Origin of the sequence: Polaromonas sp. (genome assembly GCF_012927455.1) — a bacterium.
Lineage (GTDB): Bacteria > Pseudomonadota > Gammaproteobacteria > Burkholderiales > Burkholderiaceae_C > Polaromonas.
The window spans coordinates 447,459-468,860 of the sequence record NZ_JABBPE010000008.1 but is presented as its reverse complement, the minus strand read 5'-3'; the positions used below and the strand labels follow the sequence as shown (position 1 = coordinate 468,860).

Annotated in this window: 21 protein-coding genes; 15 read left to right on the top strand and 6 right to left on the bottom strand. The window is 62.1% G+C overall.

Going from position 1 to position 21,402, the window contains the following annotated elements; translation table 11 throughout:
- Positions 1 to 34 precede the first annotated feature (34 nt).
- The 3 genes from HHJ18_RS10730 to HHJ18_RS10720 all read left to right on the top strand — a co-directional run bounded on the left by HHJ18_RS10730 (position 35) and on the right by HHJ18_RS10720 (position 2,541).
- Positions 35 to 769 carry an SDR family oxidoreductase gene (locus HHJ18_RS10730; protein ID WP_296915003.1) on the top strand — a complete coding sequence of 245 codons (735 nt, stop codon included), beginning with the start codon at positions 35 to 37 and terminating at the stop codon, positions 767 to 769.
- Positions 766 to 1,521 carry an SDR family NAD(P)-dependent oxidoreductase gene (locus tag HHJ18_RS10725; protein ID WP_296915000.1) on the top strand — a complete coding sequence of 252 codons (756 nt, stop codon included), beginning with the start codon at positions 766 to 768 and terminating at the stop codon, positions 1,519 to 1,521. Before HHJ18_RS10730 ends, HHJ18_RS10725 begins: the two co-directional genes overlap by 4 nt.
- A gap of 171 nt (positions 1,522 to 1,692) precedes the next feature.
- Positions 1,693 to 2,541 carry a fumarylacetoacetate hydrolase family protein gene (locus HHJ18_RS10720; RefSeq protein WP_296914997.1) on the top strand — a complete coding sequence of 283 codons (849 nt, stop codon included), beginning with the start codon at positions 1,693 to 1,695 and terminating at the stop codon, positions 2,539 to 2,541.
- Between the two features lie 56 nt (positions 2,542 to 2,597).
- On the opposite strand, the gene HHJ18_RS10715 is transcribed toward HHJ18_RS10720, so the two are convergent.
- The 6 genes from HHJ18_RS10715 to HHJ18_RS10690 all read right to left on the bottom strand — a co-directional run bounded on the left by HHJ18_RS10715 (position 2,598) and on the right by HHJ18_RS10690 (position 8,815).
- Positions 2,598 to 3,446, bottom strand: coding sequence for an ABC transporter permease (locus tag HHJ18_RS10715; protein WP_296915203.1), 849 nt, complete (start codon positions 3,444 to 3,446; stop codon positions 2,598 to 2,600).
- A gap of 20 nt (positions 3,447 to 3,466) precedes the next feature.
- The gene (locus HHJ18_RS10710) at positions 3,467 to 4,414 is read right to left on the bottom strand and encodes an ABC transporter permease (RefSeq protein ID WP_296914994.1); all 948 of its coding nucleotides are present in this window, start codon (positions 4,412 to 4,414) and stop codon (positions 3,467 to 3,469) included.
- A 30-nt stretch (positions 4,415 to 4,444) separates the two neighbouring features.
- A complete protein-coding gene (locus HHJ18_RS10705; RefSeq protein ID WP_296914991.1) occupies positions 4,445 to 5,944 on the bottom strand; it encodes an ABC transporter substrate-binding protein in 1,500 nt (499 codons plus the stop codon).
- A gap of 98 nt (positions 5,945 to 6,042) precedes the next feature.
- Positions 6,043 to 7,107, bottom strand: coding sequence for an ABC transporter ATP-binding protein (locus HHJ18_RS10700; protein WP_296914989.1), 1,065 nt, complete (start codon positions 7,105 to 7,107; stop codon positions 6,043 to 6,045).
- Positions 7,104 to 8,099, bottom strand: a complete 996-nt coding sequence (locus tag HHJ18_RS10695) for an ABC transporter ATP-binding protein (RefSeq protein ID WP_296914987.1) — start codon at positions 8,097 to 8,099, stop codon at positions 7,104 to 7,106. The genes HHJ18_RS10700 and HHJ18_RS10695 overlap by 4 nt, the downstream gene beginning before the upstream one ends.
- Positions 8,096 to 8,815 (bottom strand): DUF1028 domain-containing protein, encoded by a 720-nt coding sequence (locus HHJ18_RS10690; protein ID WP_296914984.1) that lies wholly within the window; start codon positions 8,813 to 8,815, stop codon positions 8,096 to 8,098. The genes HHJ18_RS10695 and HHJ18_RS10690 overlap by 4 nt, the downstream gene beginning before the upstream one ends.
- Positions 8,816 to 9,096: 281 nt before the next feature.
- On the opposite strand from HHJ18_RS10690, the gene HHJ18_RS10685 reads away from it, so the two are divergent.
- From HHJ18_RS10685 to HHJ18_RS10630, 12 genes are all read left to right on the top strand, one after another.
- Entirely contained in the window at positions 9,097 to 9,843 is a 747-nt protein-coding gene (locus HHJ18_RS10685) for a TetR/AcrR family transcriptional regulator (protein WP_296914981.1), read from the top strand.
- A 15-nt stretch (positions 9,844 to 9,858) separates the two neighbouring features.
- Positions 9,859 to 11,655 carry an acyl-CoA dehydrogenase C-terminal domain-containing protein gene (locus HHJ18_RS10680; RefSeq protein WP_296914979.1) on the top strand — a complete coding sequence of 599 codons (1,797 nt, stop codon included), beginning with the start codon at positions 9,859 to 9,861 and terminating at the stop codon, positions 11,653 to 11,655.
- 29 nt (positions 11,656 to 11,684) lie between these two features.
- Positions 11,685 to 12,119, top strand: a complete 435-nt coding sequence (locus tag HHJ18_RS10675; RefSeq protein ID WP_296914976.1) for a DUF2147 domain-containing protein — start codon at positions 11,685 to 11,687, stop codon at positions 12,117 to 12,119.
- A 163-nt stretch (positions 12,120 to 12,282) separates the two neighbouring features.
- Entirely contained in the window at positions 12,283 to 14,715 is a 2,433-nt protein-coding gene (locus HHJ18_RS10670) for a 3-hydroxyacyl-CoA dehydrogenase/enoyl-CoA hydratase family protein (RefSeq protein ID WP_296914974.1), read from the top strand.
- 164 nt (positions 14,716 to 14,879) lie between these two features.
- Complete coding sequence (locus HHJ18_RS10665; RefSeq protein WP_296914971.1) at positions 14,880 to 15,389, top strand: DUF4442 domain-containing protein; 510 nt, start codon at positions 14,880 to 14,882, stop codon at positions 15,387 to 15,389.
- A gap of 36 nt (positions 15,390 to 15,425) precedes the next feature.
- Positions 15,426 to 16,625 (top strand): acetyl-CoA C-acyltransferase, encoded by a 1,200-nt coding sequence (locus HHJ18_RS10660; RefSeq protein ID WP_296914968.1) that lies wholly within the window; start codon positions 15,426 to 15,428, stop codon positions 16,623 to 16,625.
- A 247-nt stretch (positions 16,626 to 16,872) separates the two neighbouring features.
- The gene (locus HHJ18_RS10655) at positions 16,873 to 17,673 is read left to right on the top strand and encodes an enoyl-CoA hydratase (protein ID WP_296914966.1); all 801 of its coding nucleotides are present in this window, start codon (positions 16,873 to 16,875) and stop codon (positions 17,671 to 17,673) included.
- Positions 17,674 to 17,821: 148 nt separating this feature from the next.
- Complete coding sequence (locus HHJ18_RS10650; protein WP_296914964.1) at positions 17,822 to 18,649, top strand: NAD(P)-dependent oxidoreductase; 828 nt, start codon at positions 17,822 to 17,824, stop codon at positions 18,647 to 18,649.
- A 9-nt stretch (positions 18,650 to 18,658) separates the two neighbouring features.
- Positions 18,659 to 19,015: a YciI family protein gene (locus HHJ18_RS10645; protein ID WP_296914962.1), complete on the top strand. Its 357-nt coding sequence runs from the start codon at positions 18,659 to 18,661 to the stop codon at positions 19,013 to 19,015.
- Between the two features lie 126 nt (positions 19,016 to 19,141).
- Complete coding sequence (locus HHJ18_RS10640; protein ID WP_296914960.1) at positions 19,142 to 19,570, top strand: YciI family protein; 429 nt, start codon at positions 19,142 to 19,144, stop codon at positions 19,568 to 19,570.
- A gap of 16 nt (positions 19,571 to 19,586) precedes the next feature.
- Positions 19,587 to 20,009: a VOC family protein gene (locus HHJ18_RS10635; RefSeq protein WP_296914959.1), complete on the top strand. Its 423-nt coding sequence runs from the start codon at positions 19,587 to 19,589 to the stop codon at positions 20,007 to 20,009.
- Positions 20,010 to 20,025: 16 nt separating this feature from the next.
- Positions 20,026 to 21,303 carry an RNA polymerase sigma factor gene (locus HHJ18_RS10630; protein ID WP_296914957.1) on the top strand — a complete coding sequence of 426 codons (1,278 nt, stop codon included), beginning with the start codon at positions 20,026 to 20,028 and terminating at the stop codon, positions 21,301 to 21,303.
- The last annotated feature ends 99 nt before the right edge of the window (positions 21,304 to 21,402 follow it).

The window sequence follows — 21,402 nt, the reverse complement described above, 5'->3', positions numbered from 1 at the left end:
GGGCAACATCGGGCAAAACCCTGTAGGAGCATTCATGAGACTTGAAGGAAAAAACGTGCTGGTCACTGCCGCAGGGCAGGGCATAGGGCGCGCCAGCGCCCTGGCACTGGCCGCGCAAGGTGCCCAGGTGTGGGCGACCGACGTGAATGCCGAACTGCTTGAGAGTTACCGGGGTGTGGCCAACATCACGGCGCTGCCGCTGGACGTGCTGGACAAGGTCGCCATTGAAAAGCTGGTGGCCGCATTGCCTGCGATGGATGTACTGTTTAACTGTGCGGGCGTGGTTCACGGGGGTACGGCGCTTGACGCTACCGATGCCGAGCTGCAGTTTGCCTTCAACCTCAATGTGCGCGCCCAGTTCTGGATGATCCAGGCCGTTCTGCCTGCCATGCTGGCGCAAAAGGGCGGCAGCATCATCAACATGGCGAGCGTCTGCGGCAGCATCAAGGGCTTGCCCAACCGCTTTGTCTATGGCACGACCAAAGCCGCGGTGCTCGGGCTTACCAAAAGCATTGCGGCAGACTTCATAGCGCAGGGGATTCGCTGCAATGCCATCTGCCCCGGCACCGTGGATACGCCTTCGCTGCAGGAGCGCATCAAAGCCCATGCTGACCCGGTGGAGGCGAGAAAAAACTTCATTGCGCGCCAGCCCATGGGTCGGCTGGCGCAGGCCCAAGAGATCGCGCCGCTAGTGGTGTTTCTGGCCAGCGACGAGTCCGCCTTTGTGACCGGGCAGGCCTACAACATTGACGGCGGCATGACGCTATGAACCAGCTTGATCTAAAGGGCCGGCACGCGGTCATCACCGGCGGCGCGGCCGGTTTGGGCTTTGCCATCACGCAGCGTTTGCTGGCGTCGGGTGCCAGCGTCACCTGGTGGGACCGCGATGCCGCGGCCATGGCGGCGGCGCAGCAGCAGCTCGGCCCGCAAGGTGGGCAAGTGCACCAAGTGATGGTCGATGTTAGCGAGCATGCCAGCGTGGTGCAGGCGCTGCGGGAAACTGTGGCGCGGCACCGCTTTATCGACGTGCTGGTCAACTGCGCCGGCGTCACCGGTCCGAACGTGAAGCTTTGGGACTACCCGCCGGCCGACTGGCTGCAGGTCATGCAGGTCAATCTCAATGGCCTGTTTTATTGCTGCCGCGAAGTGGTGCCGCTGATGCGCCAGCGCAACTATGGGCGCATCGTCAACATCGCCTCGGTGGCCGGCAAAGAGGGCAACCCGAACGCCAGCGCCTACAGCGCCAGCAAGGCGGCGGTGATTGCGCTGACCAAATCGCTGGGCAAGGAGTTGGCCGACACTGGCATTCGCGTCAACTGCGTAACACCTGCGGCGGTGAAAACGGCGATTTTCGAGCAGATGACGCCTGAGCATATTGCCTTCATGCTGGCGAAAATTCCCATGGGCCGCTTCGGCGAGCCCGAAGAGGTGGCGGCAATGGTGGCCTGGCTGTGTACTGAAGACTGCTCGTTCTCCACAGGCGCGGTGTTTGATCTCTCCGGCGGCCGCGCCACCTATTGATTCCATATCTAAATCAATCGTGCACTTTGTCGGCTCCGCGAGTCGTACGTTTGTACTGTCGTCGCTTCGCCTTCGCGTCCACGCTTGATTTAGAAATGGAATGACACGCTTGATGAATCGTCATCCTCTGTTGTAATAATTTCCCTGTTAAGAGCAAAAAAAGGAAGCCCCATGAAACTTGTGCGCTACGGTAACCCCGGCAAAGAAAAACCAGGCCTGATTGACGCTGACGGCAAGCTGCGTGATCTGAGTGCCGTCATTCCCGACATCGGACCCGGGCAACTCGGCGATGCGGCGCTCGCCAAGCTGCGCAAACTCAAAACCGACAAGCTGCCGCTGGTCAGAGGCTCGCCGCGTCTGGGCAGCCCGCTCACCGGCACGCCCAAGTTCATCGCCATTGGCCTGAACTACGCTGACCATGCGGCCGAGGCCGGCCTGCCGATTCCGGCGGAACCGGTTGTGTTCATGAAGGCGACCAGTTGCATCCAGGGTCCCAACGATGCGGTCATGCTGCCCAAGGGCTCCGTCAAGACCGACTGGGAGGTAGAGCTGGGTGTGGTGATCGGCACGCAGGCACGTCATGTGTCGCAAAAAGATGCGCTTAACCACGTCGCGGGTTACTGCACCATCAACGATGTCAGCGAACGCGAGTTCCAGATCGAGCGCGGTGGCACCTGGGACAAGGGCAAGGGCTGCGATACCTTTGGCCCTTTGGGGCCCTGGCTGGTCACGCGCGATGAAGTGCCAAATCCGCAGAAGCTTGGCATGTGGCTGGATGTGAATGGCAAGCGTATGCAGACCGGCAACACCAAAACCATGATCTTCAGCGTAGCCAAAATTGTCAGCTATGTCAGTCAGTTCATGACGCTGGAACCAGGCGACGTGATCACCACCGGTACGCCACCCGGCGTGGGCCTGGGCATGAAGCCGCCGCTGTTCTTGAAAAAGGGCGACCAGATGGCGCTGGGCATTGAAGGACTGGGCGAGCAGCGCCAGCTGGTCGTGCCGTTCAAACGTTGATGCGTTAGGGCTGCTTGGTGCTGGCGCCGCAGCGGCGTCAGCAGTGCCCCCGCGAACTATTTGTGTTTGGGGTCCAGCGCATCGCGCAAGCCGTCGCCCAGCAGGTTGAAAGACAGCACCAGCAGGAAGATCGACAGGCCAGGCCAGACTGCCATCCAGGGTGAATTGTCGACATAATTTTTGGCGGTGTTCAGCATGCTGCCCCAGCTGGGCGCCGGCGGCTGCTGGCCCAGCCCGAGGAAGGACAGGCTGGCCTCGGCGATGATGGCGGCGGCGATCGCCAGCGTGGCCTGCACGATCAGCGGCGGCAGCACATTGGGCAGGATATGGCGCAGGGCGATGCGCCAGTGCGGGTTGCCGACCGCCCGCGCGGCCTCGACAAAATCCTCGACCTTGACTGCCAGCACCTGGGCCCGCGTCAGCCGGATGAAGATGGGCGTTGCTGACACGCCGATGGCGATCATGGCATTGCTCAGGCTGGGCCCGAGAAAGGCGGCCAGTGCGATCGCCAGAATCAGGAAGGGGACGGCCAGCATCGCGTCGGTAAAGCGCGAAATCAGGCTGTCGGTCCAGCCGCCGACATAGGCCGCCAGCAGGCCGATCGGTACGCCCAGCGCCATCGAGATACACACCGAGACCAGGCCTGCCATCAGTGAGGCGCGCGCGCCCCACACAACGCGCGACAGCACGTCGCGGCCTATCTCGTCGGTGCCGAACAGGTACTGCATGCTGGGCGCCTTGCGCACCGCGCTCCAACTGGTGGCGATAGGGTCATAGGGGGCGATGCTCGGGGCGAACAGCGCCAGCACGACGAAAAACAGCACGATTACCCCACCCAGCATCGCGCCGCGGCGCCGCAGCAGCCGGCGCAAGGCGCGCCGGGACGGGGTGGCTTCGCGCGGCATGCCCTGCGCAAACACGGCGCTCATGCGCTATCTCGCAGACGGGGATTGACGAGAAAATAGGCCAGATCGGCCAGCAGGTTCAGCACAATATAGACACTCGAAGTGAACAGCACCACACCCTGCACGACGGCGTAATCGCGATTGAAGACCGCGTCGACGATTAGCTTGCCGAAGCCGGGAATCGAGAACACCTGTTCGGTCAGCACGGCTCCTGAAAGCAGCGTCCCGAATTCGAGCGCGCCCAGCGTGATGATCGGCGTGAGCGCATTGCGCAGTGCATGCTTGAGCACCACGGTGCGCTCGTCCAGGCCCTTGGCACGGGCGGTGCGAACATAGTCGGCATTGAGCACCTGCAGCATGGCGCTGCGGGTGTGCCGCATCAGCACCGCCGCAATTGCGTTGCCAAGCACAAAGGCCGGCATGATCATCGCCGCCAGATTGGCTTTCAGGTCTTCGAACGGGCTGACATAGCCGGAGGCCGGCAGCCAGCCAAGCGATACGGAAAACAACAGAATCATCAGTATGCCCAGCCAGAAGTTCGGCGTGGACAAGCCCCACAAGGCAATCACGTTGGCCGCATAGTCCCACACCGTGTCCTTGCCGACCGCCGAGACGATGCCGGCCGGAATGCCGATGACCAGCGCAATCAGCATCGCCAGGGCAGCAAGCTCTAGCGTGACCGGCAGTTTCTCCTTGAGCAAATCGAGCACCGGCTGCTGGATGCGCAGCGACTCGCCCAGGTCGCCCTGGAATACACCGGCCACCCAGTAGGCGTAGCGCACGGGCAGCGCTTTGTCGAGATGCATTTTCTTTTGCAGATAGGCAATGACGTCCGGATCCTGGTTTTCACCGGCCAGGATCACGGCCGGATCGCCGGGCAGCAACTGCTGCAAGCCAAAGATGATGATCGTGACGAAGAAAACCGTCGGCACGATGGCGGCCAGCCGCTTGAGCAGGTAGTTGAGCATGGGGGCGGTTGCGGATTAGCGAGGCGCGCGTTACATCTTCAATCCCTGCACCCGCACCAATCCGTCGGGGATGGTGCGCATGCCGGTCAGTTTTTTGTTGTAAGCCCACAGCCAGTTGCGGTGGTAGAGATAAACGATGGGACGTTCTTTGGCCGTTTCTGCCGCCAGTGTCTCGAACACCTTGATGCGGCCTGCAGCATCGAGGGTGCTGCGCGAGCGGTCCAGCAGTTCGTCCCACTGTGGCTTGCAGACGCCACTGTAGTTCAGCGGCTGCTTGCAGCCATAAAAGCTATAGAGGTTTCCGTCCGGATCGGCGCGCCCGCTCCACGCCAGCACGAAAGCATCGTATTGGCCCTTGTCGGCCAGGTTGAGCGTGGTGGCGAACTCGGTAGACTGGATCTTCACGTCAAAGCCGGCCTCTTTGGCCATGGCCTGCACCACCTGTGCAACGCGCTGTCCGTCAGACGTCGTGGGCGTCATCAGCGTGAAGCTTGGATTGGGGACGCCGGCTTCTTTCAAGAGCGCCTTGGCGCGCGCAATGTCGCGTTTCGGGAGGGGCACGTTCTTCGCGTAAAAACTGTTGCCCGGTGACACCCACTGGTTGCCCGCCTGGGCTTCGCCATCCATCGCCACCTGAACGATGCCGGCGCGGTCCAGCGACAGCTCGAAGGCTTCGCGTACCCGGGGATCGCGGCCCAACGGATTCTTCTGGGCAAAATCGCTTTTGCCGGTGTTGATGGTGATGCCCTGGTAGCCCAGCTCGGTAATACGGGAGATCGCCAGTTTTTTATCGGCCTTGATGGATGCCATGTCAGACGGGGCGACCCGTTCGATGAAGTCCAGCTGGCCAGAGCGCAGGTTGGCCAGCCTCACCGTGGCATCGACGATGGGCTGGAAGGTCACCTTGTCAAAATGGATCTCGGCCTTGTTCCAGTAGTTGGGAAAGCGCTCCAGCACGATGCGGTCTTGCGCAATGCGCTCGACAAAGCGAAACGGGCCCGAACAGATTGGCTTGGCGCCAAAGTTAGTGGTGTTGGCCTGCGCCGCTTTGGGCGAGACCATCATGCCGGCGCGGTCGGCCAGCACGGAAAGCAGCGGCGAGAAGGGGGCGCTGAGGTTGATTTTGGCCGTCAGATCGTCGATGACGTCGACCGTGGTGACGGGCGATAGTTCGCCGCGCCGGTTGGAACCGGGCTGGCTCTTGTGGCGGTCAATGTTGAACTTGACGGCGGCGGCGTCGAATTTTTCGCCGTCATGGAAAGTGACACCGGGGCGCAGCTTCATGGTCAGCGCCTTGTTGTCGGCCGACCATTGCCACGACGTGGCCAGTTGCGGCACGATGTTGAGTTTTTCATCGATGTCGACAAGCTTGTCGCAGAGCGAGGCAAAGACGATGCGGCCGACGAAGCTGCGCGCCAGGCTGGGGTCCAGTATGTCCGGGTCTTCGGCCAAGCCGATGCGCAGGGTCTGGGAATTCGCCACGCAAGTGGTGATCGCCAGGGTGAGTGCCAGCACAAACTTCTTGTTCATCGTGTGTCTCCTTTTTCGGTTAGCCGTTGATTAAATTGCTTTTCACGTCACTGAGAGTTGCCGCAAGGCGCCGGTCTGGCTTGCCAAATCCGATCATGCTACTGAAAACCCGCTCCAGCACCGTGCGGACGAAACGCCTCCTGCAAACGCCGCAGCCGCTCATTCATCACTGCCGGCGCGGCGATCACTGGGGGCGCCACGATGTCTTCCCAGAAATGACAGGCCACCCCATGCCCTTGCAGCGTCCGCAAGGATGGAACCTCCTGCGCGCACCGCTCGCGCGCATGTGGGCAGCGCGTCCTGAAGCGGCAGCCCGAGGGCGGATTGATGGGGTTGGGAACATCGCCCTGCAGCAGGGCGCGCTCGCGCTGGATGCCCGGTTCCGGAATCGGTATCGCCGACAACAGGGCCTGTGTGTAAGGATGCCTGGGCTGGGCAAACAGACTGCGCTTGTCCGCGTACTCGACGATCTGGCCCAAATACATTACCGCGACATGCGAAGCGATATGTTTAACGACGGCCAGGTCGTGCGCAATGAAGACATAGGCCAGGCCCAGGCGTCGCTGCAAGTCTTGCAGCAGGTTGACCACCTGCGCCTGTATCGATACATCCAGCGCCGACACCGGCTCGTCGCAGACGATCAATCGGGGCTCTACCGCCAGCGCCCTGGCGATGCCGATGCGCTGGCGCTGGCCGCCCGAAAATTCATGCGGATAACGCTGTAAATACTGCGGCGCAAGGCCCACCAGGTCGAGCAGCTCGGCGGCCCGCTCGCGCTGCCGCCCGCGCGCCAGGCCATGCAGCGCCAGCGGCTCGACCAGCGTCTGCTGCACCGTCATGCGCGGGTTGAGCGAGGAATACGGGTCCTGAAAAATCATTTGCAGCTCGCGCCGTTTGGCGCGCATGCGTTCGGGCGCCAGCGCCATCAAATCTTCGCCATCAAACCAGACCTTGCCTGCCGTGGCGTCAAGCAAACGCAAGACCAGCCGCCCGACCGTGGATTTGCCGCAGCCGGACTCGCCCACCAGCGCCATGGTTTCGCCGGCGCCGACTTCGAAACTCAGGCCATCGACCGCGTGCACTACCGCGGTCTGGCGGCCGAACAGGTGCTGATGGATTGGGAAGTGCTTGACCAGGTTTTCAACCCGCAGCAGCGCGCTCATGCGGTCTGCTCCATGCCGGCTTCCAGCGGCGCGCGCCAGCAAGCGGCTTCGTGGCCGTCGCCCATGTCAGTCAGCGGTGGCGGCGCCTGGCGGCATTGGTCAAGCGCAAACGGACAGCGAGGCGCGAAGCGGCAGCCGGACACCTCGGCCATCGGCGGCAGCACCTGCCCCTCGATGGCATGGAGCCTGTCTTGTTGCAGGTGCAGCTTCGGTATCGATCCGAGCAAGCCAATCGTGTAAGGATGCTGCGGCTGGGCAAACAGGCGCGCGACGCTGGCCCGCTCGACGATGCGGCCTGAGTACATGACGACGACTTCGTCGGCTAGCTCGGCGATCACCCCGAGGTCATGCGTGATCAGGATGATGGCGGTTCCGGTTTCTTCGCGCAGTGTGCGCATCAGGTCAAGCACCTGAGCCTGGATCGTGACGTCGAGCGCGGTGGTCGGTTCGTCGGCGATCAGCAGTTTTGGTTCGCACGACAGCGCCATCGCGATCATCACGCGCTGCCGCATGCCGCCCGACAACTTGTGCGGATACTCGTCGATGCGCTGTTCGGGCGAGGGAATGCGCACCCGTCGCAGCATCTCGATCGCGTGCGTTCTGGCGCCCGCCTGGCCGAGGTCGCGGTGGCAGCGAATCGCCTCTATCAGCTGGTCGCCAATGGTGAAGGCCGGATTGAGCGAAGTCATGGGCTCCTGAAAGATCATCGCCATGCGGTTGCCGCGCAGTGCGCGCATCGCGTCCGGTGCCAGCGTCGCAAGGTCGCGGCCCTCGAAGCGGATGGCGCCGGCGGCGATGCGGCCCTGGCCTTTGGGCAGCAAGCCCATGATGGACAGCGCCGTCACGCTTTTGCCGCAGCCCGATTCACCGACGATGCCCAACGTGCGGCCAGCTTCGACCGAAAAGCTGATGCCATTCACCGCGGCAAATTCGCCGCCGCCTTCAAGTTTGAAGCTGGTGCGCAAACCGCTGACTTCCAGCAGCGCGCTCATGTGCCCGCTCCGCCTTGCCGGGCTTGAAAGCGCTCGATCTCGGCTTCGATCAGCGCGCGGTCGGTGATGCCCGCTGGGTGCTTGCGCGAAGGCAGGCAGGCGCTAAACGGCTGGTAGCGTTCCAGGCTTTTCTGGTAGAGGCGCTGCAGTTCCGCGATCGGCTCCGGGTGGTCGTCAACGCGCAAATCGAGTGCGCAATAATCTTCCGTGGTGTAGGTCAGCAGCGCCGCGGCCTGCTTGCCACGCTTGTCGCCGCCAGCTGCCTCGCCGGCAACCAGCGCAGCGATCAGGCGCTCCGCAAACGGCAAGGCGGGATTCGTTTCGTAGGCGGCGGCCGTGGCGGCAAGTACCTGTGGCCCGGCCAGCATGTTGCCGGCTACCGAAAATCTGCTGCCTAGCGTGTGACCACACCAGTCAATACAGGCGGCGCCGGTATAGGCAGCGGCCTTCCCGCTGGCGTCGATCAGGTGTATCTGCCGGTGGTCGCGACCTTCGTCGCCGGCGGTCAGCTGGCTAATGATGCGCTCTGGATCGATGCCTTTTGCTAGACCTGCCAACGCCGGGGCGGCATAAAGCGGGTTGACCAGCGCCTGGGTGGAAAGCGCGCCTACCCCGCTGCGCGCATGCGGGCACAAGGCGCCCACTGCAAAAAATCTGCTGGCAATGGCGATACCGAACGCGCCGGAAGAATCGCGCGCGATGATGGACCAAGTCATAAAGTACTTTCGTCGGTAATGGCGGCTCTGACGCATTATGTGCAGAAGCAAATAGTTACGGCGAGGCGATTTCTAGCGCTCGGATCAGGGCCGATCTGCTTTGTCAACGTCCGACATTACTAAAGAAACAGTGACTCGCGTTAAAAAAATACCGATGGAGACTTCGGGTAAACCCGTAATTCTGGCGGGGCTGACCCAGCAAATAAGTGCGCCTTGCCGCACTCTTGTGGATCAATTTGCGGCAAAATAGAACGATCGTTCGTTTTATTTTTTACAGCGCCATGTCCGCCCCTGAACTTCCTGTCAAAACTGTCCGCACCGGGCCGATCAGCCCGCCTGTTGCAAAAAGCAGCCAGCAAAAAGGCCAGCAGACCAAGGCGGCCATTGTGGATGCGGCCTTGGGCCTGGCGACCCATATCGGCCTCGAAGGCCTGAGCATAGGTGCGCTGGCCGAGGTCATGCACATGAGCAAGTCCGGCGTGTTTGCCCATTTTGGATCGCGCGAGGAATTGCAGATTTCGGTGGTGCGCGAATACCACGCCAGGTTTGAGGAAGAGGTGTTTTTCCCCGTCCTGCAACAGGCGCGCGGCCTGCCGCGTCTGCGTGCCATGTTTCAAAACTGGATGATGCGCACCTCGGTCGAGATTGATTCGGGTTGCCTCTATATCAGCGGCGCTGTTGAGTTTGACGACCGGCCTGGTCCGGTGCGCGATGCGCTGGCGGATTCGGTCCGAACCTGGCTGGCTGCGATGTACCGCGCGCTGGTGCAGGCCAAGGAGGCTGGCCACTTGCGTGCCGACGCCGACGAGCAGCAAATGGCCTTCGAGATTCATGGCCTCATCCTGGCATTGCATTACGAAGCTCGCTTTCTTAAAACGCCCGGTTCCCTGAACCGCGCCAACACCGGCTTTGCCAACATTCTGGCGCGTTACGGCGCCACCGACGATGCACCGTCTGTCGATTTTTCTTCCACTCCTGTTTCGTCGAAGAAAGTTTCGGCAAAAACACCTCCTTCCCATCCGTTTTAAAGCCAAAGGACCGACATGCCTCACTACAACCCCCCGCTACGCGACATGCAATTCGTTCTGCACGAAGTGCTCAAGGTTACCGACGAGTTGAAGGTCTTGCCCCGGCATGCCGACATCGACGCGGACACCATCAATGCCGTGCTCGAAGAAGGCGGAAAGTTTGCTGTTGAAGTCACCTTTCCACTCAATATCAGCGGCGACGAAGAGGGTTGTAAGCTCGACAAGGTTAGCCACGAAGTGACACCGCCCAAGGGCTTCAAGCAAGCCTACGCGCAGTATGTGGAAGGCGGCTGGGCCGCGCTGAGCTGCGACCCGGCCTACGGCGGCCAGGGCCTGCCCTTCGTGGTGAATCAGTGCTTCTACGAGATGATGAATTCGGCCAATCAGGCCTGGACCATGTACCCCGGCCTGTCGCATGGCGCGTATGAAGCACTGCATGCCCATGGCACCGAGGCGCAGAAAAACCTGTACCTGCCCAAGCTGGTCAGCGGTGAATGGACTGGCACCATGTGCCTGACCGAGCCGCATTGCGGCACCGATCTGGGCATGCTGCGCACCAAGGCCGAGCCGCAGGCTGACGGTACTTTCAAGCTCACGGGGAACAAGATTTTCATCAGTGCCGGCGAGCACGACATGACGCCCAACATTTTGCACCTGGTGCTGGCCCGTCTGCCGGATGCACCGCAGGGCAGCAAGGGCATCAGCCTGTTCATCGTGCCGAAATTCAATGTCGATGAAGATGGTTCTTTAGGCTCGCGCAACGGTATTTACTGCGGCGGCCTGGAGCACAAGATGGGCATCCATGGCAATGCCACCGCGCAAATCGTGCTGGAGGAAGCCGTTGGCACCATGGTTGGCGCACCCAACAAGGGCCTGGCCGCCATGTTCGTGATGATGAATGCGGCCCGCCTGGGCGTGGGCAACCAGTCGCTCGGCCTGACCGAAGTGGCTTATCAGAACGCGCTGGCCTACGCCAAGGACCGCATCCAGATGCGTTCGCTCTCGGGCGTCAAGGCCAAGGACTTGGCCGCAGATCCGATCATCGTGCATCCCGACGTGCGCAAGATGCTGCTGACGGCCAAGGCCTATGCCGAAGGCGGCCGCGCGCTGGCGATTTACTGCACGCTGCTGCTCGACAAGGAGCTTTACCATCCGGATGAAAAAGTGCGCAAGGACTCCGGCGAAATCGTCGCGCTGCTCACGCCCATCGTGAAAGCCTTCCTGACCGACAACGGCCACATTGCCACCAATGCCTGCATGCAGGTGTTTGGCGGCCACGGTTACGTCAAGGAATGGGGCATGGAGCAGCTGGTGCGCGACAACCGCATCAACATGATCTACGAAGGCACCAACACCATCCAGTCGCTCGACCTGCTGGGCCGCAAGGTGCTGGGCAACAACGGCGCGACGCTGAAGAAATTCGGCAAGATCATTGGTGCGCTGATTGCCGAAGAAGGCGTCAACGAGAAGATGGCCGAATTCATCAACCCGTTGGCCTATCTGGCCGACCAGATGACCAAGTTCACCACCGAACTCGGTTTCAAGGGCTTCCAGAATCCGGATGAGGTGGGCGCTGCCGCGGTGGACTATCTGCGCGTGGCGGGGCACTTGGTGTTTGGCTATTTCTGGGCGCGCATGGCGCAAGTGGCGCTGCGCGAAATCGCCGCTGGCAATAACGACCCCTTCTACCTGGCCAAGGTGCAGACGGCGCGCTTTTACTTTGCCAAGCTGTTCCCGGAAACGGCGATGCTGATGCGCACGGCGCGCAGCGGCAGCCGGGCGTTGATGGATACCGACGCTGCGTTGGCCTGAGTTATCAATCATTTACTGCTGGAGCCCTTATGAAACTTGCGTTGACTGCTATTATTTTAGGATCAATTGGGTTTTCTGCGCTGGCGCAAGGCACGCCGGTTGGCCTGTGGCGCAACAGCGATGACAAAACCGGCGAGGCGAAGGCTGAAGTGCGTATCGTCGAGACGGCGGGCGTGCTGAGCGGGAAAATTGAAAAACGCCTGCTCAAGACTGCCAAACCCGAGGATATTTGCACCGAATGCAGCGACGAGCGCAAAGGCCAGCCGCTGCTCGGCCTTGAAATCATTCGTGGCGCCAAGAAAGCCGAGGGCCGCGAGGTGTGGGACGGCGGCAAAATTCTGGACCCGGAAAACGGCCGCAGCTACACGCTCAAAATGACGCCCACTGAAGACGGAAAAAAACTTGAAGTCAGGGGCTCTTTCGGGCCTTTCGGACGCACCCAGACCTGGGTAAGAATCCAGTAACACCCCGCCTGCGGCTGACTGCGTGTAGCCGCATCCCCCCTTGCAGGGGGACATCTGTGGCCCGGCAAAGCCGGTTCCACGCTGTCACTGGCTTGGCAGCCGAGCTGAAGTTCCAGGAATGCGCAGCGAAACAAGATATGCAATCAATAAGGAGCGAAACAAGATGTCCCGTTTTCAAGTAAAAAAAGTCGCCGTGCTCGGTGCTGGCGTGATGGGCGCGCAAATTGCCGCCCATCTGGTCAACTGCCGCGTGCCCGTGCTGCTGTTTGATCTGCCGGCCAAAGAAGGACCGAAAAACGGCATCGTTACCAAGGCGATTGAAGGCCTGAAAAAGCTCAAACCCGCGCCGCTCGGCGTGGCTGAAGATGCCAGCCTGATCCAGCCGGCCAATTACGAAGAGCACATGGACCTGCTCAAAGAGTGCGACCTCATCATCGAGGCGATCGCCGAGCGCATGGACTGGAAGACCGATCTGTACCACAAGATTGCGCCTTTTATTGCCGAGGGCGCCATCGTCGCCAGCAACACCTCAGGCCTGTCGATCACCACGCTAAGCCAAGCGCTCCCCGATACCCTCAAGCCGCGCTTTTGCGGCATCCATTTTTTCAACCCGCCGCGCTACATGGCGCTGGTCGAGCTGATCAATACGCCGACGACGGAGGCCAGCGTGCTTGACAACCTGGAAGCGTTTGTCACCAGCGCGCTTGGCAAGGGTGTGATTCGCGCGCATGACACGCCCAACTTCATCGCCAACCGAGTCGGCATTGCCGGCATGCTGGCCACCATCCATGAGGCCGAAGCCTTTGGCCTGAGTTATGACGTGGTTGATGACCTGACCGGCAAGAAGATGGGCCGCGCCAGTTCGGGCACTTTCCGCACCGCCGACGTGGTGGGCCTGGACACCATGGCGCATGTCATCAAGACGCTGCAGGACAACCTCGGCCCTGTGGGCAGCGGCAAGGTCGAAGACCCGTTTTCGGATATGTACGGCACGCCGCCCGTACTCGCCGCCTTGCTCGAAGCCAAAAGCCTGGGCCAGAAGACCGGCGCCGGTTTCTACAAGAAGGTCGGCCGCGACATCCTGCGGCTGGACCCGGAAAGCATGGAATATGTCCCTGGCGGCGCCAAGGCCGACGAAGTGGTCGGTCGCATGCTGAAAAAGCCTGCAGGCGAACGCCTCAAGCTGCTGCGCAACGCCGAAGGCGCTGAACCGCGCTTTCTGTGGGCTGTTCTGCGCGACCAGTTTCACTATGCCGCCGTGCACCTTGAAAGTATTGCCGAAAGCGCCCGCGACATCGACTTTGCCATGCGCTGGGGTTTTGGCGCAAGCCAAGGCCCGTTCGAGTTGTGGCAGCAAGCGGGCTGGCTGCAGGTCGCGAACTGGATCAAGGAAGACATCGATACCGGCAAGGCCCTGAGCACGGCGCCCTTGCCTGACTGGGTCTTCAAGGGCCCGGTGGCTGACGCGGGCGGTGTGCACACGCCTGAAGGCTCGTGGAGTGCCTCAAGCCAAAAATTCATTCCACGCCGCCAGCTGCCGGTGTATGCGCGTCAGCATTTTCCTGAAGACGTGCTGGGCGCCAACGCGCCGGGTTTTGAAACGGCTGGCACGACCGTGCACGAGGACGATGCGATTCGCCTGTGGACGCTTGACGGCGCGAACGGCGAAGCTGGTGACGTGCTGATCGCCAGCATCAAGACCAAGATGCACGCCATCAGCCCCGATGTGTCGGAAGGCCTGGCCATGGGCATTGAGCTGGCCGAGAAAAGCTACAAGGGCCTGGTGATCTGGTCCAACGACGAGATGTTTTCGGCCGGTGCCGACCTGCAGGCCATGCTACCGGCTTTCATGATGGGCGGCAGCGCCATGATTGATGGCGTCGAGGCCGAACTGCAGAAAGTGATGCTGAAGCTGCGTTATGCCGCTGTGCCGGTGGTGTCAGCCATTCGCGGCCTCGCCCTTGGCGGCGGTTGCGAGCTGGCGGTGTACTCCAGCAAACGCGTCGCGGCGATGGAAAGCTACATCGGTCTGGTTGAAGTAGGCGTGGGCCTGGTGCCGGGTGCCGGTGGACTGACCTATATTGCGCGCCGTGCGGCTGAAAATGCCGCCACCTCGACCAACAAGGACATGCTGCCTTTCCTGACGGAAGGGTTTACGGCCGCAGCCATGGCCAGCGTTGGGACTGGCGCGATTGACAGCCGCAGGCTAGGCTATTTGCTGAGCAGTGACGTGATCGTGCCGAACAAGGACGAACTGTTGTTCGTGGCGCTGAACGAAGCGCGCGCGCTGTTTAATTCCGGCTACCGCGCGCCGCACAAACGGCTGTTCCCGGTGGTGGGCCGCAACGGCCTGGCCACTATTAAGGGCCAACTCGTCAACATGCGTGACGGCGGCTTCATCAGCGCGCACGACTTCCACATTGCCAGCCTGATCGCGGGGGTGGTCTGCGGTGGGGATGTGGATGCCGGAACGCTGGTCTCTGAAGAATATTTGATGACGCTGGAGCGTAAGGCCTTCTGCGCGCTGCTTGAACACCCCAAAACGCAGGAACGCATCATGGGCATGATGAGCACCGGCAAACCCGTCCGTAACTGATAAAGCTACTGCGGAGCTGTCATGCGTCGTTGCAGCCCAAAGAGAATCCTCACGACCCTGAAGGTCGCTCCGGTTCTCTTCGGGCGCCCGCGCCTAGCCTGACAGCTCCTCGCTACGCTTTCTCAGTCACGTACCCGCTACCTCCTCAACCGATGAAAAAGGCCATGACTATCCACCACCAACCCAACCGCCTGGAGCGCCAGCTGGAGCGGCTTTCCGAAGTGCCGGCCTTTGCGCGTCCCTGGTTTCGCAGCGTGGTGTTGCGCCGCGCCGTGCCTTTTACCGGCACGGCAGGCCTGACCTTCCTGGAGATGAACACCGAGCGCGTGGAAATCGGCATAAAAAACGACAAGAAAGTCCAGAACCACCTGGGTGGCGTGCACGCCTCGGCCATGAACTTGCTGGCAGAAACCGCCACCGGCATGGTGGTGGGCATGAATGTGCGCGACGATTGCATTCCGCTGGCCAAGGAGCTGAAGATGGCGTTCAAGAAACGCGCCACCGGATCGCTGCGCGCCGTGGCTACGCTGAGCGCCGAGCAGCGGCTGGCCATGCAGGCCCGCGACAAGGGTGAAGTCAATGTCGCGGTCACCGTGACCGATGAGGCCGGCGTGAACCCGGTCGAATGTGAATTTGTATGGGCCTGGATACCGTCCGGTCCGCGAAAAAGTTAAACAGCAAACGCTGCAAAATCAAAAAGGAATCTCATCATGGCCAAACAAGTCCAGGAAGCCTATATCGTTGCCGCCACACGCACGCCCATTGGGCGCTCGCACCGGGGGTTTTTCCGCAATACCCGTCCCGACGACCTGCTGGTCAGGGCGCTGCAGGCGGCCCTGGCCCAAGTGCCAACGCTGGACCCAAAAGCGATTGAAGACATCATCTGCGGCTGCGCGATTCCCGAAGGTCCGCAGGGCCTGAATATTGCGCGCATAGGCGCGGTGCTGGCCGGCCTGCCGACCAGCGTGGGCGGCATCACCGTCAACCGCTTTTGCGCCTCGGGTCTGTCAGCCATTCAGATGGCGGCCGACCGGATTCGCGTCGGTGAGGCCGATGTGATGATTGCCGCCGGCACTGAAAGCATGAGCATGGTGCCGATGTCGGGCAACTCGCCGTCGCTGTCGCCCGCCATGTTTGCCAACGACGAAAACATCGGCATTGCCTACGGCATGGGCCTGACGGCCGAGAAGGTGGCGCAGCAGTGGAAAGTCTCGCGCGAGGCGCAGGACCAGTTTGCCTACGAGTCGCACATGAAGGCGCTCAAGGCGCAGCAGGCCGGCGAATTCAGCGCCGAGATCACGCCGGTCAAAGTGACCGACCGCTCGGCCAATCTGGAAACTGGCGAAGTCATCGCCACCACGCGTACCGTGAGTCTTGACGAAGGCGCGCGGCCCGACACCACGCTCGAAGGGCTGGCCAAACTGAAAACGCCATTTGCGGCGCGCGGATCGGTCACGGCCGGCAACAGCTCGCAAACGTCTGACGGCGCGGGCGCCTTGATCCTGGCCAGCGAAAAGGCGGTGAAGGAGTTTGGCTTGAAGCCGCTGGCGCGCTTTGTCAGCTACGCCGCCAAGGGCGTGCCGCCGCACATCATGGGCATCGGCCCGATTGAAGCGATTCCGGCGGCGCTGCGCTTTGCCGGCTTGACGCAAAACGACATCGACTGGTTCGAGCTGAACGAAGCCTTTGCGGCGCAGTCGCTGGCCGTCATCAACACGCTGGGGCTGGACCCGGCCAAGGTCAACCCGATGGGCGGCGCGATTGCACTGGGCCATCCGCTGGGCGCCACCGGGGCGATTCGCGCGGCCACGGTGATTCATGCGCTGCAGCGCCACCAGCTGAAGTACGGCATGGTGACGATGTGTGTGGGCATGGGCCAGGGGGCCGCCGGAATCTTCGAACGGGTTTAACTGGCTACCGAGCGAGCGATCTGCTGCGTTGGTCCGGTGCCCCCCTCCGCATGGTCCCGAAGTAGATTCCGGTGGGACCGCTCCGTCCGCCTTGCATCTCATCCCGCTCGCTACGCCCTTGAGGCTGGTGTTTTCAATTCGGGGATGAGGGCAGGTTTGCTGACAAACCCTACAAAGCCCAGGTTTTTTATGGCCTTGCGCGACCGCCAAACTTGCTTAAACTCGGCTTTTCAACACTGAAACCATCATGAGCGCATCTGCCCCTACCTCTTCCTCCAGCACCGCTGCAGAAATCCTCACCCACGTTGAAGCCGGCGTGATGACCCTCACGATCAACCGCGTGGCCAGGAAAAACTCCATCACCGCCGCCATGTACGGCGCCATGGCTGACGCGCTGGAGAACGCCAATCACGACGCTGCGGTCCGCGTGGTGGTGATCCAGGGCCATGAAAGCATTTTTTCGGCAGGCAACGACATCGGAGATTTTCTCAACAAGCCGCCGTCCACGGCGGACGCTCCGGTGTTTCGCTTTCTGCGCGGCATCAGCAGCTTTCCCAAGGTCATCGTGGCTGCGGTGAGCGGCCCGGCGGTCGGTATTGGTACCACGCTGCTGCTGCACTGTGACCTGGTCTATGCGGGCGACAACGCGGCGTTTTCGCTGCCCTTTGTCAACCTGGGCCTGTGCCCCGAGGCGGCGTCCAGCTTTCTGCTGCCGCAGCTGATGGGCTACCCGCGCGCTGCCGAAGCGCTGCTGCTGGGCGAACCCTTCAGCGCTGAGACCGCGTTGGAACTGGGCCTGATCAACCGGATCGTGCCGCCTCTTGAAGTCAATGCATTGGCGCAGGGGCAGGCGCTCAAGCTGGCGGCCAAGCCGCTGGGCGCGTTGATGGAAACCAAGCGTTTAATGAAAAAAGGCAACGCCGGCATGGTCGCCGAGCGCATGGCCGAAGAGGGTGTCAGCTTTGGCCGCATGCTGCAGGAGCCGGCCGCCCGCGAAGCCTTCACTGCCTTCATGGAAAAGCGGCGTCCGGATTTTTCCCGCTTTTAAGGGCGGATTGTTGCCTTTTCTCGTCAGAGCTGCTGGGGCTAGTTGGAGCGGGTTGCAAGTCTTTTTTGGTGATCAAATATGCCTCTAGCCCAATAGGTACTTGCGCAAGCAGCTATTAAAAGCATAGCAAACTGAACAGGAGACCGACATGAGCCTGAAAGGAAAAACCCTTTTCATCACTGGCGCTTCGCGCGGCATTGGCCTGGCGATTGCCCGGCGCGCGGCCGCTGACGGCGCCAACATCGTAATTCTCGCCAAGACCACTGAGGCGACGCCCAAACTGCCAGGCACAATTTACAGCGCCGCCGAGGAAGTGCAGGCCGCCGGCGGCCAGGCCCTGCCGCTGGCAGTGGACATCCGCGACGAAGACGCCGTGCTGGCGGCGGTGGCGCAGGCGGTACAACGGTTTGGCGGCATCGACATGCTGGTCAACAACGCCAGCGCCATCAGCCTGACGGACACCGAGAACACGCCCATGAAGCGTTACGACCTGATGAACGGCATCAACGCGCGCGGCACCTACCTGTGCACCCAGGCCTGCCTGGCCGAGCTGAAGAAGGCCGCGCTGGCCGGGCGCAATCCGCAGGTGCTTAATATGTCGCCGCCGTTGTCGATGAAGCCGCACTGGTTCGAAAACCACACCGCCTACACCATGGCCAAGTACGGCATGAGCATGTGCACGCTGGGACATGCCGCCGAGTTCAAAAAATGCGGTATCGCCGTCAACAGCCTGTGGCCGCGCACCGCGATTGCCACCGCCGCGCTGCAGATGATTCCCGGCGTCGACGTGGCGCTGTGCCGCAAACCCGAGATCCTGTCCGACGCGGCCTATCTGATCCTGACCAGCGCTGGTGGCGACACCGGCAACTTTTACATGGACGACTTGCTGCTGGCCGCGCATGGTGTGACCGATCTGGACAAATATTCGGTGACGCCGGGCACGAAAGATTTCATTCCGGACTTTTTTGTCGATTAAGGAGTTCCCATGCCTTACATGCTGTTGATTCTTGAGCCCACCGACCAGCGGCACTCGCGCAGCGAAGCCGAAGGCCATGCGGCCTACGCCAGCATGCTGGGCTTCGCCGACGACCTGAAGGCGCGCGGCCTGTTGCGCGCCGTCGAGTCCCTCAGTTCCCACGCCGTCGCCGCCCGCGTACAGGTGCGCGGCGGGCGCCCTCAGGTGCTTGATGGCCCGTTCGCCGAGGCCAAGGAAATGGTCGGCGGGTTTTTCCTGGTCGATTGCGAAACGCGCGAAGAAGCCGTAGCCATAGCGGCGCAGTGTCCGGCGGCCCAGTGGTGCACGGTCGAGGTGCGCGCACTCGGGCCCTGTTACGGCGCCTGATGGCTCGAATCAGGATTTTTGCTTACGCTGGAGTTTGTCCCGAGTTTGTCGATATTGCAGCGGCCCGTTCGTCGTGTGAGTGGACGCCAGCTTGTTGGCGACCGATCAACCAACAGGAGAAGCGATATGCGATTCATGATCATCGTCAAATCCACGCCCGAGTTCGAGCTTGAGACCGCGCCGCAGACGCCGGACGAAAAGCTGATGGCCGCGATGGCCGATTTCCACGAAGAGCTGTCCAAAGCTGGCGTGCTGCTTGACGCCAGCGGGCTGCAGCCCAGCCGCAAGGGTTGGCGCATTCACTATGAAAAAGGCGGCAAGCGCACGGTGGTTGACGGCCCTTTTGCCGAAAGCAAGGAGCTGATCGCCCGCTTCACGACCATCCAGGTGCGCTCGCGCGAAGAAGCGCTGCAATGGTCGCGCCGCTTTCCCAACCCGGCAGGTGTCGGGCAGCCTGCCGTCATCGAAGTGCGGCAGCTTTATGAGCTGGCCGACTTCACGCCGAACGAGCAGGTTGATCGCTTTCGCGAAATGAACACGCCCAGTCAGAAATAAACCACAGGAGCCCATCATGAGCCGCAAAATATTCGTCAACCTTCCCATTAAAAACATGGAACGCGCCAAGGCCTTCTTCAGCGCCCTGGGCTTCTCCTTCAATCCGCAGTTCACCAACGAGCAGGGCGCCTGCATGGTGGTCGCTGACGACATCTTTGTGATGCTTCTGGTCGAACCTTTTTTCCAGACCTTCACCAAAAAAGCCATCAGCGACGCCAGCAAAAGCACCGAAGTGCTGGTGTGCCTGTCGTGCGAGAGCCGCGCCGAGGTCGATGCGCTGGTGAAGAAGGCACTCGCCGCCGGCGCCACGGTACCCAATGCGCCGCAAGACCACGGCTTCATGTACGGCCATGGCTTTGAAGACCTCGACGGCCATATCTGGGAGCTGGCGTACATGGACATGGCGGCCGTGCCGCCTACGCCAACTGTGCCGGCCTGAGTGTGGGCAGGCCCTGATGCATTCGGCCACCCATCAGGCGATCGCCGCAGTCTGGCGCATCGAGTCGGCGAAGATCGTTGCCGGCGTGGCGCACCTGGTGCGCGACATCGGGCTGGCCGAAGAGCTGGCGCAGGACGCACTGGTGGCGGCGCTGGAGCATTGGCCGACGGCAGGCGTGCCGGACAACCCGGGCGCCTGGCTGATGGCCACCGCGAAGAACCGCGCGCTCGACCGCCTGCGCCGCAACAAGCTGCTGGACCGCAAGCTCGAACAGCTGGGCCATGAGCTCGACGTGCAGGAAGCGCTGATAACGCCTGACTTTGTCGATGCACTCGATGCCGCACGCCAGGACGATATCGGCGACGACTTGCTGCGGCTGATCTTCACCGCCTGCCACCCGGTGCTCTCGATCGAGGCGCGGGTTGCGCTGACCCTGAAACTGCTGGGCGGCCTGAGTACCCACGAGATTGCCCGCGCTTTTTTGGTGCCCGAGCCGACCATCGCACAGCGCATCGTGCGCGCCAAACGCACGCTGAGCGAGGCGCGCGTGCCGTTTGAGGTGCCGCGCGCGGCAGCCCTTGGTGAGCGGCTGGCATCGGTGCTGGAAGTGGTTTACCTGGTCTTCAACGAAGGCTACACCGCCACCGCAGGTGAGGACTGGATGCGCCCGGCGCTCACCGGCGAGGCGCTGCGCCTGGGCCGTATGCTGGCCGAACTGGCGCCCGAACAGCCGGAAGCGCTAGGCCTGGTCGCGCTGATCGAATTGCAAAGCTCGCGTGCCGCCGCCCGCGTTGACGCGACTGGCCGCCCGGTGTTGTTGCTGGAGCAAGAGCGCGCCCGCTGGGACCATCTGCTGATCCGGCGCGGCTTGCTGGCACTTGCGCGTGCCGAGGCGCTGGCTGGCGCGCTCGGCCAGCCACTGGGCCGCTATGCGCTGCAGGCCGCCATCGCCGCCTGTCACGCGCGGGCCAGCACGGCGGCGCAGACCGACTGGATGCGTATTGCAGCGCTGTATGACGCCCTTGCGCAGACCGCGCCTTCGCCCGTGGTGGAACTCAATCGTGGAGTTGCTGTCGCCATGGCCTTCGGCCCGGCGGCCGGGCTGGCGATTGTCGACGCGCTGCGCGATGAGCGCGCCATGCAAAGCTACCAGTGGCTGCCCAGTGTGCGAGGCGACCTGCTCAGCAAGCTGGGGCGCAAGGACGAGGCGCGGGCAGAGTTTAAGCGCGCCGCGGCGCTGACCCGCAACGCGCGCGAGCGCGAGCTGCTGCTGGAGCGCGCGCGGACTGGGTAGCACTGGGAGTGCCATTACAGCTGCAGTAGGTTTGGGCTGGTTTCGACGTGAACGGCGCCGCAGGATTGGTGCGGGTGGCCTCCATCCGGGGCGGGGGGT